Origin of the sequence: Blautia hansenii DSM 20583 (genome assembly GCF_002222595.2) — a bacterium.
In the GTDB taxonomy this organism is placed as follows: domain Bacteria; phylum Bacillota; class Clostridia; order Lachnospirales; family Lachnospiraceae; genus Blautia; species Blautia hansenii.
Map to the genome: position 1 here is coordinate 1,170,802 of NZ_CP022413.2, position 15,899 is coordinate 1,186,700.

At 40.7% G+C, this 15,899-nt stretch carries 16 protein-coding genes; 15 read left to right on the top strand and 1 reads right to left on the bottom strand.

Going from position 1 to position 15,899, the window contains the following annotated elements; translation table 11 throughout:
* The first annotated feature begins 19 nt into the window (after positions 1 to 19).
* From nusA to fabV, 15 genes are all read left to right on the top strand, one after another.
* Positions 20 to 1,174 carry a transcription termination factor NusA gene (gene nusA / locus CGC63_RS05720; protein WP_004222695.1) on the top strand — a complete coding sequence of 385 codons (1,155 nt, stop codon included), beginning with the start codon at positions 20 to 22 and terminating at the stop codon, positions 1,172 to 1,174.
* A 9-nt stretch (positions 1,175 to 1,183) separates the two neighbouring features.
* Entirely contained in the window at positions 1,184 to 1,462 is a 279-nt protein-coding gene (rnpM, locus tag CGC63_RS05725) for an RNase P modulator RnpM (RefSeq protein WP_004222693.1), read from the top strand.
* Positions 1,449 to 1,763 carry a L7Ae/L30e/S12e/Gadd45 family ribosomal protein gene (locus CGC63_RS05730; RefSeq protein WP_004222688.1) on the top strand — a complete coding sequence of 105 codons (315 nt, stop codon included), beginning with the start codon at positions 1,449 to 1,451 and terminating at the stop codon, positions 1,761 to 1,763. The genes rnpM and CGC63_RS05730 overlap by 14 nt, the downstream gene beginning before the upstream one ends.
* A gap of 20 nt (positions 1,764 to 1,783) precedes the next feature.
* Positions 1,784 to 4,543, top strand: a complete 2,760-nt coding sequence (infB, locus tag CGC63_RS05735) for a translation initiation factor IF-2 (RefSeq protein WP_004222685.1) — start codon at positions 1,784 to 1,786, stop codon at positions 4,541 to 4,543.
* A gap of 26 nt (positions 4,544 to 4,569) precedes the next feature.
* On the top strand, positions 4,570 to 4,956 hold the full coding sequence (rbfA, locus tag CGC63_RS05740) for a 30S ribosome-binding factor RbfA (protein ID WP_004222683.1): 387 nt from the start codon (positions 4,570 to 4,572) through the stop codon (positions 4,954 to 4,956).
* Positions 4,937 to 5,899 carry a DHH family phosphoesterase gene (locus tag CGC63_RS05745; protein ID WP_004222682.1) on the top strand — a complete coding sequence of 321 codons (963 nt, stop codon included), beginning with the start codon at positions 4,937 to 4,939 and terminating at the stop codon, positions 5,897 to 5,899. Before rbfA ends, CGC63_RS05745 begins: the two co-directional genes overlap by 20 nt.
* 2 nt (positions 5,900 to 5,901) lie before the next feature.
* Positions 5,902 to 6,798, top strand: coding sequence for a tRNA pseudouridine(55) synthase TruB (truB, locus tag CGC63_RS05750; protein WP_004222680.1), 897 nt, complete (start codon positions 5,902 to 5,904; stop codon positions 6,796 to 6,798).
* 15 nt (positions 6,799 to 6,813) lie between these two features.
* Positions 6,814 to 7,764 (top strand): bifunctional riboflavin kinase/FAD synthetase, encoded by a 951-nt coding sequence (locus CGC63_RS05755; protein WP_004222678.1) that lies wholly within the window; start codon positions 6,814 to 6,816, stop codon positions 7,762 to 7,764.
* A gap of 44 nt (positions 7,765 to 7,808) precedes the next feature.
* A complete protein-coding gene (locus tag CGC63_RS05760) occupies positions 7,809 to 9,443 on the top strand; it encodes a Na/Pi cotransporter family protein (RefSeq protein WP_004222676.1) in 1,635 nt (544 codons plus the stop codon).
* A gap of 96 nt (positions 9,444 to 9,539) precedes the next feature.
* Positions 9,540 to 10,304: a C40 family peptidase gene (locus tag CGC63_RS05765; protein ID WP_004222674.1), complete on the top strand. Its 765-nt coding sequence runs from the start codon at positions 9,540 to 9,542 to the stop codon at positions 10,302 to 10,304.
* 128 nt (positions 10,305 to 10,432) lie between these two features.
* Positions 10,433 to 10,699 (top strand): 30S ribosomal protein S15, encoded by a 267-nt coding sequence (gene rpsO / locus CGC63_RS05770; RefSeq protein ID WP_009246686.1) that lies wholly within the window; start codon positions 10,433 to 10,435, stop codon positions 10,697 to 10,699.
* Positions 10,700 to 10,892: 193 nt separating this feature from the next.
* Complete coding sequence (locus CGC63_RS05775) at positions 10,893 to 12,986, top strand: polyribonucleotide nucleotidyltransferase (protein ID WP_040351263.1); 2,094 nt, start codon at positions 10,893 to 10,895, stop codon at positions 12,984 to 12,986.
* Positions 12,987 to 13,069: 83 nt separating this feature from the next.
* Positions 13,070 to 13,558: an anaerobic ribonucleoside-triphosphate reductase activating protein gene (gene nrdG / locus CGC63_RS05780; RefSeq protein ID WP_039925090.1), complete on the top strand. Its 489-nt coding sequence runs from the start codon at positions 13,070 to 13,072 to the stop codon at positions 13,556 to 13,558.
* A gap of 8 nt (positions 13,559 to 13,566) precedes the next feature.
* Complete coding sequence (locus CGC63_RS05785; protein WP_004222667.1) at positions 13,567 to 14,082, top strand: dCTP deaminase/dUTPase family protein; 516 nt, start codon at positions 13,567 to 13,569, stop codon at positions 14,080 to 14,082.
* Positions 14,083 to 14,202: 120 nt separating this feature from the next.
* On the top strand, positions 14,203 to 15,384 hold the full coding sequence (fabV, locus tag CGC63_RS05790; RefSeq protein WP_004222666.1) for an enoyl-ACP reductase FabV: 1,182 nt from the start codon (positions 14,203 to 14,205) through the stop codon (positions 15,382 to 15,384).
* Positions 15,385 to 15,468: 84 nt separating this feature from the next.
* Here the strand turns inward: fabV and CGC63_RS05795 are convergent, their stop codons facing one another.
* Positions 15,469 to 15,879 (bottom strand): DUF1292 domain-containing protein, encoded by a 411-nt coding sequence (locus CGC63_RS05795; protein ID WP_004222664.1) that lies wholly within the window; start codon positions 15,877 to 15,879, stop codon positions 15,469 to 15,471.
* Positions 15,880 to 15,899 lie beyond the last annotated feature (20 nt).

Genomic DNA, 15,899 nt, shown 5'->3' on the forward strand with positions numbered 1-15,899 from the left:
TTTAGGAGGAAAGTAAAAAATGAACACAGAATTATTGGAGGCACTCAACATTCTGGAGAAAGAGAAATCTATCAGTAAAGATACTTTGTTAGAGGCTATTGAGCAGTCTTTAATTCAGGCATGTAAAAACCATTTCGGAAAAGCAGATAATATTAAAGTGAATATTAATCCCGAAACATGCGATTTTGGTGTGCTTGCAGAAAAAACTGTCGTAGAGGAAGTGTATGATCCGGTTACAGAGATTAGTCTGGCAGACGCAAAAATGATGAATTCTCAGTATGGACTGGGTGATATTGTAAATGTGGAAATTAAATCAAAGGAATTTGGACGTATTGCCACACAGAATGCTAAAAACGTTATTTTACAAAAAATCCGTGAAGAAGAAAGAAAAGTGATTTTTGACCAGTATTACGGAAAAGAAAAAGATGTAGTGACAGGTATTGTACAGCGCAGTCTGGGAAGAAATTACAGTATTAACTTAGGAAAAGCAGATGCGATTTTAACAGAAAATGAGCAGGTTAAGACAGAAGTATTTAAACCTACGGAAAGAATTAAAGTATATATTCTGGAAGTGAAGGATGCACCAAAAGGACCAAAGATTATGGTTTCCAGAACACATCCTGAATTAGTAAAACGCCTTTTTGAGGCAGAGGTTACAGAGATTAAAGACGGAACTGTGGAAGTAAAGAGTATTGCAAGAGAAGCAGGCTCCCGTACAAAGATTGCCGTTTGGAGCAATGACCCGGACGTAGATCCGGTAGGCGCATGTGTTGGTATTAACGGTGCAAGAGTAAATTCTGTTGTAGAAGAGTTAAGAGGAGAAAAGATTGACATTATTAACTGGAGTGACAATCCTGCTCTGTTGATTGAAAACGCATTAAGTCCTGCAAAGGTTATTTCTGTTACTGCTGATCCGGAAGAGAAAAGTGCAACAGTAATTGTTCCGGACTTCCAGCTTTCTCTGGCAATCGGTAAAGAAGGACAGAATGCAAGACTGGCAGCAAGACTGACAGGCTTTAAAATTGACATTAAGAGCGAAACACAGGCAAGAGAAGCCGGTGAACTGGGCGAATTAGAAATTTATGAGGAAGAATATGAGGAAACACCTGCTGAGGAAAGCGCAGAAGCTGCTTACGAAGAGGAAGTAAGCGCTGAAGAAACAGCAGAAGAATAAGGTGAGCGTATGAGTACAGAAAAGAAAGTCCCTATGCGAAAATGCGTGGGCTGCGGTGAAATGAAAAGCAAAAAGGAAATGATGCGTGTATTAAAAACAGCAGAAAACGAAATTGTTTTGGATACTACCGGACGTAAAAACGGAAGAGGCGCTTATTTATGCTTTTGTAAAGAATGTTTGCAAAATGCCGCAAAAAACAGGGGACTGGAACGTTCTTTAAAAATGGCTATACCAAAAGAGGTTTACGAAAGCCTTGAAAGGGAGTTTGAGAATATTGAGCAGAAATAAAGAACTGGCTTTTTTAGGTCTGGCGGCAAAGGCGGGAAGAATTGTAAGCGGCGAGTTTGCTACTGAAAAAGGAGTAAAATCCGGTCAGGTTTTTTTAGTCCTTACAGCGCAGGACGCATCAGAAAATACGAAGAAAAAGTTTAAAGATATGTGCACATATTATGAAGTGCCTTTATATAACGTGGGAACAAAGGAGGAATTGGGAAGCGCCATCGGAAAAGATTATCGTGCATCTCTTGGAGTGACAGATGAAAATTTTGCTGTGGCAATGATTAAAAAATTGGAAAAAATGGGTTATTAACATGAGAAGGAGGGCAATATATGTCAACAATAAGAGTTTACGAACTAGCAAAGGAAGTAAACAAAACAAATAAAGAGGTTTTAGATTTTTTAAAATCAAAAAATATAGAATTAACCAGTCACATGAGCAATGTAGACGAAACACATGCCAACATGGTGAGAGATACTTATAAAAAAGGAAACAAAACTGCTCAAGAAGGAATTTCTCCTGCAAAACAGGAAGATGGTGAAAAACCTAAGAAAAAGATTATTCAGGTATTCCGCCCTCAGAATGCCAGCCATACATCGGAGAAGAAACAAAAACCGCAGGAGCATAGAAGCGAAGAAAACAGAGGTACACAGGATTTGAAACAGGAAAATAGAAATAACAACCGACCAAATAACAATCGTTATAAAGAAAACGGAGAGAACCGTCAGGGTAATCGCAATAACAACGGAGGGGAAAACCGACCAAACAACCGTTTTAATAAAAATAACGGGGAAAGCCGTCCAAACAACAGGGGCGGAAACGGAGAGAACCGCCAGAACCGACCAAATAACCGTTTTAACGGAAATGGGGAAGGCCGTCCAAACAATCGCAGCAATGGAGAAGGCCGACCAAATAATAATCGCTATAATGGAAATAATAATCAGGAAGGCCGCTCAAATAACCGTTTTAACGGAAACGGAGAAAATCGTCAGGGCAATCGTTTCAATAATAACAATGGAAACGGAGAACGCTCCGGAAACCGTTTTGGAAATAATCAGGGAGAACGTGGAAACGGACGTTTTGGCGGCAGAAACGATGGAAGAGGAAATGACAGCAGACGTGAACAGTCCTCTAAATTTGATGCTCCAAAGCTGGAGTTTGTAGAAAAAGACAGCCGTAAGGCAAACAGAGAAAACAAGAAAAAAGACAACCGCAGAGATGAATATCAAAATCAGGGAAAACGTCCAAATCAGGGCGGACGCCGTCAGGCACAGAAAATTCCGAAAGCAATGCAGCTTCAGAAGCCGGTATCTCATCCTAAGGAAGAAAAGAAGGAAGAAGTGAAGGAAATTACACTTCCGGAAAAAATGACAATCCGTGAGCTGGCTGAAAAAATGAAAATGCAGCCGTCTGTAATTGTGAAAAAGCTTTTCTTAGAAGGTGTTATGGTTACGGTAAACCATGAAATTGATTTTGAAAAGGCACAAGAAATTGCTTTAGATTACGATATTATTGCAGAACAGGAAGAAAAAGTCGATGTAATCGAGGAGCTTTTAAAAGAAGAAGAAGAGGATGCGGCTACTTTGGTTTCCAGACCGCCGGTTGTATGTGTTATGGGACACGTTGACCATGGTAAAACTTCTCTTTTGGACTGCATCAGAAAAACTCATGTGACTGACCGTGAAGCAGGCGGTATTACACAGCATATCGGCGCTTATATGGTAAGCGTAGACGGCGAAAAGATTACCTTCTTAGATACACCGGGACATGAGGCGTTTACTGCAATGCGTATGCGTGGTGCAAATGCGACAGATATTGCAATCTTGGTAGTAGCAGCCGATGACGGTGTTATGCCACAGACAGTAGAAGCAATTAACCATGCAAAAGCTGCGGGCGTAGAAATCATTGTTGCAATCAACAAAATTGATAAACCAAGTGCAAATATCGAAAGAGTAAAACAGGAGTTATCCGAATATGAGTTAATTCCGGAGGATTGGGGCGGAAGTACAATCTTTGTGCCTGTTTCTGCTCACACAGGAGAAGGAATTGACAATCTGTTGGAAATGATACTTTTAACTGCCGAAGTTGCAGAGCTGAAAGCAAACCCGAACAGAAGAGCAAGAGGTCTTGTAATCGAAGCGGAGCTGGATAAAGGAAAAGGTCCTGTGGCAACTATTTTAGTACAGAAGGGAACACTGCGTGTAGGCGACTTTATTGCGGCAGGAGCATGCTCAGGTAAAGTTCGTGCAATGATTGACGATAAGGGAAGAAAAGTAAAAGAAGCAGGTCCTTCCACACCGGTTGAAATTTTGGGATTAAGCGATGTACCAAATGCAGGAGAAATTCTGGTTGTTACAGAAAACGATAAAGAAGCAAAGAACTTTGCGGCGACCTTTGTCTCTGAAAATAAAAACCGTCTTCTGGAAGAAACAAAGGCAAAAATGTCTCTGGATGACTTATTCAGTCAAATTCAGGCAGGTAATCTGAAAGAATTGCCATTGATTGTCAAAGCTGATGTACAGGGCTCGGTAGAAGCGGTAAAACAGAGTCTTGTAAAACTTTCCAATGAAGAAGTTGTTGTAAAAGTAATCCACGGCGGTGTTGGTGCAATCAACGAGTCTGACGTTACACTGGCAAGCGCTTCCAATGCAATTATTATCGGATTTAACGTAAGACCGGATGCAACTGCAAAATCTGTTGCAGAGCAGGAAGGCGTTGACTTACGTCTTTATCGTGTTATTTATCAGGCAATCGAAGATGTGGAAGCTGCTATGAAAGGTATGCTGGATCCTGTATTCGAAGAAAAAGTTATCGGTCATGCAGAAGTACGTCAGATTTTCAAGGCATCAGGTGTTGGAAATATTGCCGGTTCTTACGTTCTGGACGGTATTTTCCAGAGAAATTGTAAAGTACGTATCAGCAGAGAAGGCGAGCAGATTTTTGAAGGCGAGCTGGCTTCTCTGAAACGTTTTAAAGATGACGTAAAAGAAGTAAAAGCAGGATATGAATGTGGTCTTGTATTTGAAGATTTCAACGACATCAAGGAAGAAGACAGAGTAGAAGCATATATTATGGTGGAAGTTCCAAGATAGAGCTTTTAGAAAGCGGAAAGGAAATCATGAGAAAAAACAGTATTAAAAATACCCGTGTAAATGTAGAAGTTCAGCATGAACTGGCGAATTTAATTCGGGAAGGGATTAAAGACCCGAGAATTCATCCCATGACATCAGTAACAGCGGTGGAAGTTGCTCCGGATTTAAAAACATGCAGAGCCTATATCAGTGTTATGGGAAATGAAGAGGCAAAAAATAATACCATTGTAGGCTTGAAAAGTGCAGAAGGCTATATTCGCAGACAGCTTGCAAAAAATATCAATCTTAGAAATACTCCGGAAATTCGTTTTATTTTAGACGAGTCTATTGAGTACGGTGTTGCCATGTCAAAATTGATTGATGAAGTCACCGGAAAAGAGGAGGTGCAGGAAGATGGAGAAAATAACCAGTGAATTAGCAGGAGTGAAAACAGCGGCCATTGCCGGTCACGTAAGACCGGATGGTGACTGTGTAGGCTCTTGTATGGGCTTATATCTGTATCTGAAGGAAAATTATCCGGAAATTGAAGCGGATGTATATCTGGAGGAAGTGAAGGAGGGATTTTCCTTCCTGAACTCCATCCATGAGGTAAAAAAAGAGCTGGATGAGAATAAGATATATGATGTGCTGTTTATTCTGGACACCAGTGTGAAAGATAGAGTCGGTGTAGTGGGAGCTGCTTTGGATACTGCCAAGAAGACCATTTGTGTTGACCATCATGTGAGCAACAAAGGCTTTGCAGATATTGACCTAATCCGTCCGACTGCAAGCTCTGCATCAGAGCTTTTGTATACACTTTTGGAAGAGGAAAAAGTAACGAAAAGCTGTGCGGAAGCTATTTATACAGGAATTGTCAATGATACCGGCGTGTTCCAATATTCCTGTACAACACCTCAGACCATGCAAATTGCAGCAAAGCTTATGGAGACAGGGATTAATTTCTCAAAAATTGTAGATCAGGCTTTTTACGAAAAGACTTATGTGCAAAATCAGATTTTGGGAAGATGTCTGATGGAAAGCATTCTGGTTCTTGACGGAAAGTGTATTATCGGAAGTCTTCGCCAAAAAGACATGGAATTTTACCATGTCACACCAAAAGATTTAGACGGAATTGTGCAGCAGTTACGGGTAACAAAAGGAGTGGAGGTTGCTATTTTCCTCTATGAGATAAAGTCACAGGAGTTTAAAGTAAGTCTGCGCTCAAACGGCAGGATAGATGTAAATGAGGTGGCGTCTTATTTTGGTGGCGGCGGACACGTTCTTGCAGCCGGATGTACCTTGTGCGGTTCTGTTTATGATGCCATGAATAATCTGCTGCGTGCTATTGAAAAACAATTGTTGAAAGATGCGAATTAGAAATGAAAAACGGAATTATTAATGTTTATAAAGAAAAGGGCTATACCTCTCATGATGTGGTTGCAAAGCTTCGTGGAATTTTGAAACAGAAAAAAATCGGACATACAGGGACGTTAGACCCTGATGCGGAAGGTGTTCTTCCGGTCTGTCTGGGAAAAGGTACAAAGCTATGTTCTTTATTGACAGATAAGCGAAAAACTTATGAAGCGGTTCTTCATTTAGGAATAGAGACGGATACACAGGATATTTCCGGCAAGATTTTAAAAGAATGTCCGGTAGAAGTTACTCCATCTGAAGTGGAAGCCTGTATGGCAGGTTTTTTAGGTGAGCAGCAGCAAATTCCTCCCATGTATTCTGCTTTAAAGGTACAGGGAAAGAAGCTGTATGAGCTTGCCAGAGAGGGCATTGAAATTGAGCGTCAGCCGAGACCGGTTACTTTTTATGAGATAAAAATTTTGTCAATGGAGCTGCCTTTTGTGCGCTTTTCCGTAACCTGCTCAAAAGGCACTTATATTCGTACGCTTTGTCACGACATCGGAGAAAAATTGGGCTGTATGGGCTGTATGGAGAGCTTGTTAAGAACACAGGTGGAGCGTTTTTCCATTGAAGACAGTTTAAAATTATCTCAAATAGAAGCGCTTGTACAGGAAGAGAAAATAGATGAAAAAATTGTTTCCGTGGAAGAAATGTTTTCTTCCTATCCGGCTTATTTGGCACAGCCGCAGTTTGATAAAATGCTGCAAAACGGAAATCCTGTTCCTTGTAAGCAAAATACTCTCCAAGAAAGAGTGCGTATGTATACCAGCAGCGGTATTTTTATCGGAATTTATGAATGGAACGCTTCCAAACAGCAGTACAAGCCGCTGACAATATTTTGTACCCCTCAGGATTTTCAATGAGGCAAAGGAGAAGCTATGATTTATACAACAGAAGTCCCTCATTTGAATTCCGGTATACGGAGTGCGGTTACGTTGGGAAAGTTTGATGGATTTCACAGAGGACATCAAAAGCTGGTGGAATGTATCAAACAAAAATCCGGCGAAAACTGTCGTACCATAATTTTTACTTTTGATTTGCCCTACAAGGCTTATCAGCAGAAATGTATGCCAAAGCTGCTTTTAACTTATGAAGAAAAACGAGAGGTGGCGGAGGCGCTTCATGCAGATATTTTGGCAGAATGTCCCTTTACAGAAGAGCTGATGAATATGGAGCCGGAAGTTTTTGTCAAAGAGTATCTGGTAGACAGGCTTCATGCAGAATATGTGGCAATCGGTTCTGATTTTCATTTTGGACATAACCGCAGCGGAAATCCCGAAGTTCTTTCTGCATTGGGAGAGAAATATGGATTTACAGTAGAAATTATTGAAAAAGAGAGAGACGGCGAAAGGGAAATCAGCAGCACGTACATTCGGGAAGAATTAGAACAGGGACGAATGGAAAAGGTGCAAAAGCTGCTGGGTTATCCTTATTTTATCAAAGGGGAAATTGTTCATGGCAGGCAGCTTGGAAGAACCATAGGTGTGCCTACTGCAAATTTAATTCCCCCGCCAATGAAAAAACTGCCTCCAAACGGCGTGTATGTGACACAGTCTTCTGTGGGAGGAAAAGTTTATTCCGGAATTACAAATGTAGGCTATAAACCTACGGTGAAGGAAAATTTTATCGGAGTGGAAACCTATCTTTTTCACTGCAATGAAGATTTGTATGGGCAGGAGGCAGAAGTGCGGTTCTACAAATATTTGCGTCCTGAGAAAAAGTTCGACTCTTTGTCAGAATTAAAGACACAATTAGATATAGATGTAGAAACAGCTCGAGCTTTTTTTGAAAAAGAATATGGACAAGCATTAGAACTTCGATTATCATAAAATAAAGGTTTTGAAAAGAAATCTTTTTTACGAAGGAGAGAAAAATGAATATAGAAAACCTATTGTCGCTGATTGGCGGTCTTGGTCTGTTTTTATACGGCATGACCGTAATGGGGGAAAGCATTGAAAAAGCGGCAGGAGCAAAGATGAGAAGCTTCCTTGACTTCTTTACCAAAAATCGTTTTATCGGTATGCTGTTTGGTATGCTTTTTTGTGCAATTGTACAGTCATCAAGCGCAACAACGGTTATGGTAGTCAGCTTTGTCAATGCAGGACTGATGAATTTGGTGCAGGCAGCAGGGGTGATTATGGGTGCCAATGTAGGTACTACCATTACTTCACAGTTGGTCGCATTTAATCTGTCTCAGGCAGCACCGGTATTTTTAATGCTGGGTGTGATTGCTACCATGTTCTGCAAAAATAACAAGGTGAAGCAGATTGGCGAAGTGATATTGGGATTTGGCGTTTTATTTATGGGCTTATCTCTGATGTCAGGCAGCATGGAGGGAATGAAAGAGTCTTCGTTTGTTGTGGAGCTTCTTCATGGTATTAACAATCCGTTTTTGGGAATTCTCATCGGATTTGTTATTACAGCAATTATTCAGAGCTCCTCTGTTACAGTCAGTATTGTGCTTTTAATGGCGCAGCAGGGACTTCTGCCTCTGTGGATATGCTTTTACATTATTTTAGGCTGTAATATCGGCTCTTGTACCACAGCGCTGTTGGCAAGTATCAGCGGCAACAAAGATGCAAAGCGTGCGGCAATGATACATTTTCTGTTTAACGTAATGGGAACGATTGTAATCGCAGCTATTCTGCTTCTGGGAGAAAGCTGGGTAGAAGCCGGAATACGCAGAATTTCCGGTGACAATATCGGAAGATGTGTGGCGAATGCCCATACCTTCTTTAAAGTTTTTCAGGTAATTATCCTGTTCCCGTTTGCAAAATGGATTGTAAAACTTACATACCTGTTTGTGCCGGATAAGGCAGTCAGGGAAAAACAAGAAGGTTTTCAGCTGGAATATATAGGTCCGGCCAGTGTATTTTCACCGAATACCGCAGTGGTAGAGGTGACAAAGGAGCTGGAGCGTATGGGACATATTGCAGTAGAGAACTTGACAGATGCCGTAAATGTTTTGATGAAGCCGGAGGATAAGGGAATACAGAAGGTTTATGAAACAGAGAAACAGATTAATTACATGAACCATGCCATTACCGACTATCTGGTGAAAATCAGTCAAAGCACGCTTCCTATGGATGATATGAAAAATATAGGCGGTCTGTTCCATGTGGTAAATGATATTGAACGAATTGGTGACCACGCAGAAAATGCTGCTGACTCAGCAGTGCTGCGAAAAGAAAAAAACATTTCCTTCAGCAAAGAAGCAGAAGCAGAGCTTTTGGAAATGCTTCATCGGGTTATTAAAATCACCAATTATTCCATTGATATGTTTTCTAATAACAGTAAGGAGCATTTGCAGGAAATTCTGGATTTGGAAAACGGTATCGACCAAATGGAACGGGATTTGCAGGAAGCCCATGTAGAAAGACTGAAAAAAGGAAAATGTAAGCAGGAAGCGGGAATGATTTTCTCGGATATTATTTCCGGCTTGGAAAGAGTGGCAGACCATGCGACCAATATTGCATTTTCTATTTTAGACGAAGAACCGGAAGAATAAAAAACGTATAATATACAAAAGATAAGCCTGAGGGAACGTACCCTTGGGCTTTTATCATTTCATATTTGGCGAAAAGCCTCGGGAAAGGGATATATTATGCGAAATAAACAGAAATTTAAACTTTGGATGACGGTAACGGGAATTGTTTTGACAGGAATGTTTTTGGGAGAAGGAGATGTATGGGCAGCGCCTGAAAAACAAACGGAAAGAAACGGCGCTTATGCAGATGTAAATACATGCTTAAATATCCGAGAAGGAGCAGGAACTCAGCATCCGGTTTTGGCACAGCTTCCTAAGAACGGATATTGCGAGGTTGAACGCCGGGAGGGAGACTGGTGTTACATTACTTCAGACGAAATTTCAGGATATGTTTTTTGCGATTATTTGGAAACAGGATTTACAAAAGAAGAATATTTAACGGTTACAAATCAAAAAGAAATGAAATATGCTTATTCCTTGCAGCAAAAGGAAAATGTAGCCGCAGTTGCATCCATAGGAGGAAAACGGCAGGAAATAGTAGACTTTGCTCTGCAATTTGTGGGAAATCCTTACGTATGGGGAGGAACAAGCCTGACAAACGGAGCAGATTGCTCCGGATTTGTGCAGAGCATTTATAAGCAGTTTGGTATTTCTCTGCCAAGAGTTGCAGCAGATCAGGCAAACGCAGGAACCAGAATTTCTGTGGAGGAGGCTTTGCCCGGTGATTTGATTTTTTATGCGGAAAACGGTTCTGTTTATCATGTGGTGATGTATATCGGAAACGGAAAAGTAGTACATGCCAGCAGCTCGGCTTCGGGAATTAAAGTTTCTGATTTGTACAGAGCCCATGCTGTAAGCGGAGCAAGATTTTTTATTTCATAAAATCTCTTTACAAGCAATGTGCGATATGCTATACTCAAAACGTTGAAATTAGCCGTAATTCAGAAATTGGACTCTCCAACCATTCCTTAATTACCGGCGATTAGATTAAAATAATGGAGGAAAACAAAATGATTTCTAAAGAAAAGAAACAGGCAATCATGGCAGAATATGCAAGAACACCAGGTGATACAGGTTCACCGGAAGTACAGGTAGCTGTATTAACAGCAAGAATTCAGGAGCTTACAGAGCACTTGAAAGTAAACCACAAAGATCATCATTCAAGACGTGGTCTTCTGAAAATGGTAGGTCAGAGACGTGGATTACTTGCATATCTGAAAAAAACTGATATTGAAAGATACCGTTCTTTAATTGAGCGTTTAGGTCTTAGAAAATAATCAGAACCAGAGAACGGGGCGGAAGGTTTTCCGCCCTTTTTTTCACGCAAGGCACTGCGTATAAAATGTGCCGCAGATAGAACAGCAGCAAAGAAATTCTGATACCGAGACCACTGAAAAGAACATTTGAAAAAGTGTGTTTTTCAGTTGTTTCGGACAGGTTTTGCTGTAAAAAGAAAAAGGAGATGAAAGTATGTACAAAAGTTTTTCAATGGAACTGGCAGGAAGAATACTGACAGTTGATATAGGACGTGTGGCAAAGCAGGCAAACGGCGCTGCATTGATGCGTTATGGCGATACAACCGTATTGTCTACGGCTACTGCTTCTGACAAACCAAGAGAAGGAATTGATTTCTTCCCATTAAGCGTAGAATATGAAGAAAAAATGTATGCAGTAGGTAAAATTCCGGGTGGATTTAACAAAAGAGAGGGAAAAGCAAGCGAGCATGCTATTTTAACCTCCCGTGTGATTGACAGACCAATGCGTCCTCTGTTCCCAAAGGATTACAGAAATGACGTAACCTTAAACAACATGGTTATGGCAGTGGACTCTGAGTGCAATCCGGAAGTTGTTGCAATGCTGGGTTCTTCTATTGCAACTTGTATTTCTGATATTCCGTTTGACGGTCCTTGTGCGGCAACACAGATTGGTATGGTAAACGGAGAACTGGTTGTAAACCCTTCTCTGGCACAGAAAGAAATTTCTGACCTTCAGCTTACCGTTGCTTCTACAAGAGAAAAGGTTATTATGATTGAAGCAGGAGCAAATGAAATTCCTGAAGCAAAAATGATTGAGGCAATTTTCAAAGCACATGAAGTAAATCAGGAAATTATTGCATTTATTGATAAAATCGTTGCAGAGTGCGGAAAAGAAAAACATAGCTATGAAAGCTGTGCAGTTCCGGAGGAATTATTTGCTGCAATCAAAGAAATCGTAACACCGGAAGAAATGGAAGAAGCTGTATTTACAGATGAAAAACAGGTTCGTGAAGAAAATATCCGTGTGATTACAGAAAAATTAGAAGAAGCTTTTGCTGAAAACGAAGAATGGCTGGCTGTATTAGGAGAGGCTGTTTACCAGTATCAGAAGAAGACAGTTCGTAAAATGATTTTAAAAGACCACAAACGTCCGGATGGAAGAGCCATTACAGAAATCCGTCCGCTGGCAGCAGAAACAGATATTATTCCGAGAGTACACGGTTCTGCTATGTTTACAAGAGGTCAGACACAGATTTGTACCATTACAACTCTGGCTCCGTTATCCGAAGCACAGAGATTAGACGGACTGGATGAATTTGAAGTAAGCAAACGCTATATGCACCATTATAACTTCCCATCTTACTCTGTCGGTGAAACAAAACCGTCAAGAGGACCGGGACGCCGTGAAATCGGACACGGTGCGCTGGCTGAGAGAGCTTTAGTACCGGTTATTCCGGGAGTAGAAGAATTCCCTTATGCAATCCGTACGGTTTCTGAAACCTTTGAGTCCAATGGTTCTACATCTCAGGCAAGTATCTGTGCATCTACCATGTCCTTAATGGCAGCAGGTGTGCCGATTAAGAAGCCGGTAGCAGGTATTTCCTGTGGTCTGGTTACAGGAGAGACAGATGATGATTACCTTGTACTGACGGATATTCAGGGACTGGAAGATTTCTTCGGCGATATGGACTTTAAGGTAGCAGGTACACATGATGGTATTACTGCAATCCAGATGGATATTAAAATCCACGGTCTGACAAGACAGATTATTGAAGAAGCAATCGCAAGAACAAAAGAAGCAAGAGAATACATCTTAACAGAGGTTATGGAAAAATGTATTCCTGCTCCGAGAAAAACAGTAAGCAAATATGCACCAAAGATTGTTCAAATTCAGATTGACCCTGAAAAAATCGGCGATGTGGTAGGTCAGAGAGGAAAGACCATTAACGCAATTATCGACGAAACAGGTGTAAAAATTGATATTGATGACAATGGCGGCGTATCTATCTGCGGAACAGACCAGCACATGATGGACAAAGCAGTGGAATATATCAAGACCATTACAACCGACTATCAGGAAGGTCAGATTTTCACAGGAAAAGTTATCAGCATCAAAGAATTCGGAGCATTTTTAGAGTTTGCACCGGGAAAAGAAGGCATGGTACACATTTCTAAAATTTCAAAAGAAAGAATTGAAAAGGTAGAAGACGTACTTTCTATCGGTGATGTTGTAAAAGTTGTTTGTCTTGGAAAAGACAAAATGGGACGTATCAGCTTCAGCATGAAGGATGTTCCGGAAGAAGCATAAAGAAATATAGAGATTAAGAAGGGGAGCATGACAAAATGTGCCCCCTTTTTCTCCTTAAACAGAAAAGTACAGAGGTGAAGAATATGCGTTATCATAATATTACAAAGGACGATATGTTAAATGGTGATGGGCTTCGGACTGTTTTGTGGGTAGCAGGCTGCGACCACGGCTGCAAGGGCTGTCAAAATCCCGTGACATGGGACCCGAACAGCGGGCTGGAATTTGATGAGGCTGCAAAGGAAGAAATTTTTGAGCAGTTAAATCAAAGCTATATTGCAGGAGTTACCTTTTCCGGCGGCGACCCTTTATACTGGGGGAACGTGGCGGATATAACAGAGCTGGCAAAGGAGATTAAAGAAAAATATCCTAAGAAAACCATCTGGCTGTACACCGGTTCTTTGTGGGAAAGCATTGTAGAAATGGATATTCTGCAATATGTTGATGTACTGGTAGACGGAGAATTTATAGAAGAGAAAAAAGACGTTTCTTTGAAATGGAAGGGCAGCTCCAATCAAAGAGTTATTGATGTGCAGCAGTCCTTGAAAACAGGAACAGTGGTATTACACACCTAGGAGGAAAAATGAGAAGAATTGCAAAATTTCATAAAGTAAGCGAAGAGCAGTTTGCAGAGGGATTTCTGGATTGCTTTGCAGACAGAAGCGAAGCAGAAGCAAAGGAAGTTTATAACACATTAAAGCTGCCCAGAAGAGCAACAGCAGGAAGTGCAGGATACGACTTTTTCAGTCCTGTGGATTTTGAATTAAAACCGGGAGAAAGCATAAAAATTCCTACGGGTATTCGTGCGGAAATGGAAAATGACTGGGTATTAAAGTTATATCCAAGAAGCGGACTAGGCTTTAAATTCCGTTTGCAGTTAAACAACACAGTGGGAATTATTGACAGTGATTATTTCTACTCAGATAACGAGGGGCATATTTTTATTAAAATTACAAATGACTCAAATGAAGGCAAGACTGTTCAGGTGCAGGCAGGAACCGGCTTTGCACAGGGGATTTTCTTAGAATATGGAATTACTGTGGATGATGACGCAACTGCTGTAAGAAATGGCGGTTTTGGAAGTACAACGGGAAAATAAAAGAAAAGGATAGCATGTGAGAAAGGAAGCACTTGCATGTTATCTTTTTTTATGATAATATATTTTGAGAGTCAAAATAATTGGAAATCATAATAGTTTTCGCTCCGGGAGGATAAAAGCATGATAATAGAACCAAAGGTAAGAGAATTTATTTGTACTACGGCACATCCGGAAGGGTGCAGAGAAAATGTAAAACAGCAGATTGCCTATGTAAAAGCACAGAATATAAAGAAAGGGCCGAAAAAGGTGCTGGTTATCGGGGCTTCCACAGGCTATGGTCTGGCAAGCAGAATTACGGCAGGCTTTGGCTGCGAGGCAGCGACCATAGGAATTTTCTTTGAAAAGCCGTCAAACGGAAAACGCACAGCTACACCGGGCTGGTATAATACGGCAGCTTTTGAGGAAGAAGCACATAAAGCGGGGATTTACGCAAAATCAATAAACGGAGACGCCTTTTCTTGCGAAATAAAGGAAAAGACCATTGATTTAATTAAGAAAGACTGGGGAAAAGCAGATATGGTGATTTACAGTCTTGCAGCTCCCAGACGTACAGACAAAAACGGAAATTTATGGGTGTCTTCCTTAAAAACAACAAAAGAAGCCTTTACAGAAAAAAGTCTGGATTTAAGAAATAATACTATTGTAGAGAAAACAGTTGAACCTGCCAAGCCGGAAGAAATACAGGGAACGAAAAAGGTTATGGGCGGCGAGGACTGGATGGAATGGATAGAGGCATTAAAGGATGCAGACGTCATAGAAGAAAATGCACTGACTGTGGCATATTCTTATATTGGGCCGGAGCTTACTTATCCTATCTACTTTGACGGGACAATCGGACAGGCAAAACGCCATTTGGAAAATACGGCAAAGGTTATGAGAGAGAAATTTCCAAAACTTCAGGCGTATGTTTCCGTAAATAAAGCATTGGTAACACAGGCAAGTGCAGCTATTCCCATTGTACCGCTGTATTTTGCCATTTTATATAAGGTTATGAAAGAAGTGGGAAACCACGAAGGATGTATAGAGCAGATTTCACGTCTTTTTAAAGAAAAGCTTTTTAAAGAAAGCGTGCCGACAGATGCAGAAGGTAGAATTCGTATGGATGACTGGGAGCTGTCAGAAGAAGTACAGCGGAAGGTCGTAGAGGCATGGAAACAGGTGACAACAGAAAATGTGACAGAAATTTCTGATATTGAAGGATATTGGGAAGACTTTTATCAGATGTTTGGTTTTCATTTGGCAGGAGTGGATTACACAAAAGACGTAGATATGGAAGTGAAAATTCCAAGTATAGACTTATAATTATTATAGAATATCAGGGTCAAGAGGTCATGAAGAAAACCTTTACGACCCTGATATCATGATGTAGAAATGTATTTTCAGAAATTAATTTTCGCCTTCTTCTTCCAGCTCTGCTTCTGATTTTAAATTGGCAATGAAATCATGGAATGCTTCTGCCGCAGCCATGTATTCATCTTCTCTTTCGATATTAGTAACAATCGGTGCGTCATTTTCTTCTGCGTAGCGGAATAAGTATGTTTCGCCGTCTGTATTTTTTCCATTTTCATTTAACGGCACAAGTGCAATATATTCTCCAAAGCCTTCCACCGGAAAAGTAGTCAGTACCGCGCATTCTAAAACTGTGTCGTCTTCCAGAGTTAATTTAATTGTAGGATTTGGAACTTTTGGGATGGTTCCCTGATTATTTCCCCCTGCGCTGGAGCAGTTTGCAGTACAGGAAGCGCAATCGCTTGGGTTACAGCTTTCAATATCTGTTGTATATGTTTTTTCGCTCATTTTCTAACCTCTTTCTCATT

Bases quoted from the DNA above. Each gene is read 5' to 3' on its own strand.
- nusA (WP_004222695.1), top strand. From the start codon at position 20: ATGAACACAGAATTATTGGAGGCACTCAACATTCTGGAGAAAGAGAAA.
- rnpM (WP_004222693.1), top strand. From the start codon at position 1,184: ATGAGTACAGAAAAGAAAGTCCCTATGCGAAAATGCGTGGGCTGCGGT.
- infB (WP_004222685.1), top strand. From the start codon at position 1,784: ATGTCAACAATAAGAGTTTACGAACTAGCAAAGGAAGTAAACAAAACA.
- rbfA (WP_004222683.1), top strand. From the start codon at position 4,570: ATGAGAAAAAACAGTATTAAAAATACCCGTGTAAATGTAGAAGTTCAG.
- CGC63_RS05745 (WP_004222682.1), top strand. From the start codon at position 4,937: ATGGAGAAAATAACCAGTGAATTAGCAGGAGTGAAAACAGCGGCCATT.
- truB (WP_004222680.1), top strand. From the start codon at position 5,902: ATGAAAAACGGAATTATTAATGTTTATAAAGAAAAGGGCTATACCTCT.
- CGC63_RS05755 (WP_004222678.1), top strand. From the start codon at position 6,814: ATGATTTATACAACAGAAGTCCCTCATTTGAATTCCGGTATACGGAGT.
- CGC63_RS05760 (WP_004222676.1), top strand. From the start codon at position 7,809: ATGAATATAGAAAACCTATTGTCGCTGATTGGCGGTCTTGGTCTGTTT.
- CGC63_RS05765 (WP_004222674.1), top strand. From the start codon at position 9,540: ATGCGAAATAAACAGAAATTTAAACTTTGGATGACGGTAACGGGAATT.
- rpsO (WP_009246686.1), top strand. From the start codon at position 10,433: ATGATTTCTAAAGAAAAGAAACAGGCAATCATGGCAGAATATGCAAGA.
- CGC63_RS05775 (WP_040351263.1), top strand. From the start codon at position 10,893: ATGTACAAAAGTTTTTCAATGGAACTGGCAGGAAGAATACTGACAGTT.
- nrdG (WP_039925090.1), top strand. From the start codon at position 13,070: ATGCGTTATCATAATATTACAAAGGACGATATGTTAAATGGTGATGGG.
- CGC63_RS05785 (WP_004222667.1), top strand. From the start codon at position 13,567: ATGAGAAGAATTGCAAAATTTCATAAAGTAAGCGAAGAGCAGTTTGCA.
- fabV (WP_004222666.1), top strand. From the start codon at position 14,203: ATGATAATAGAACCAAAGGTAAGAGAATTTATTTGTACTACGGCACAT.
- CGC63_RS05795 (WP_004222664.1), bottom strand. From the start codon at position 15,879: ATGAGCGAAAAAACATATACAACAGATATTGAAAGCTGTAACCCAAGC.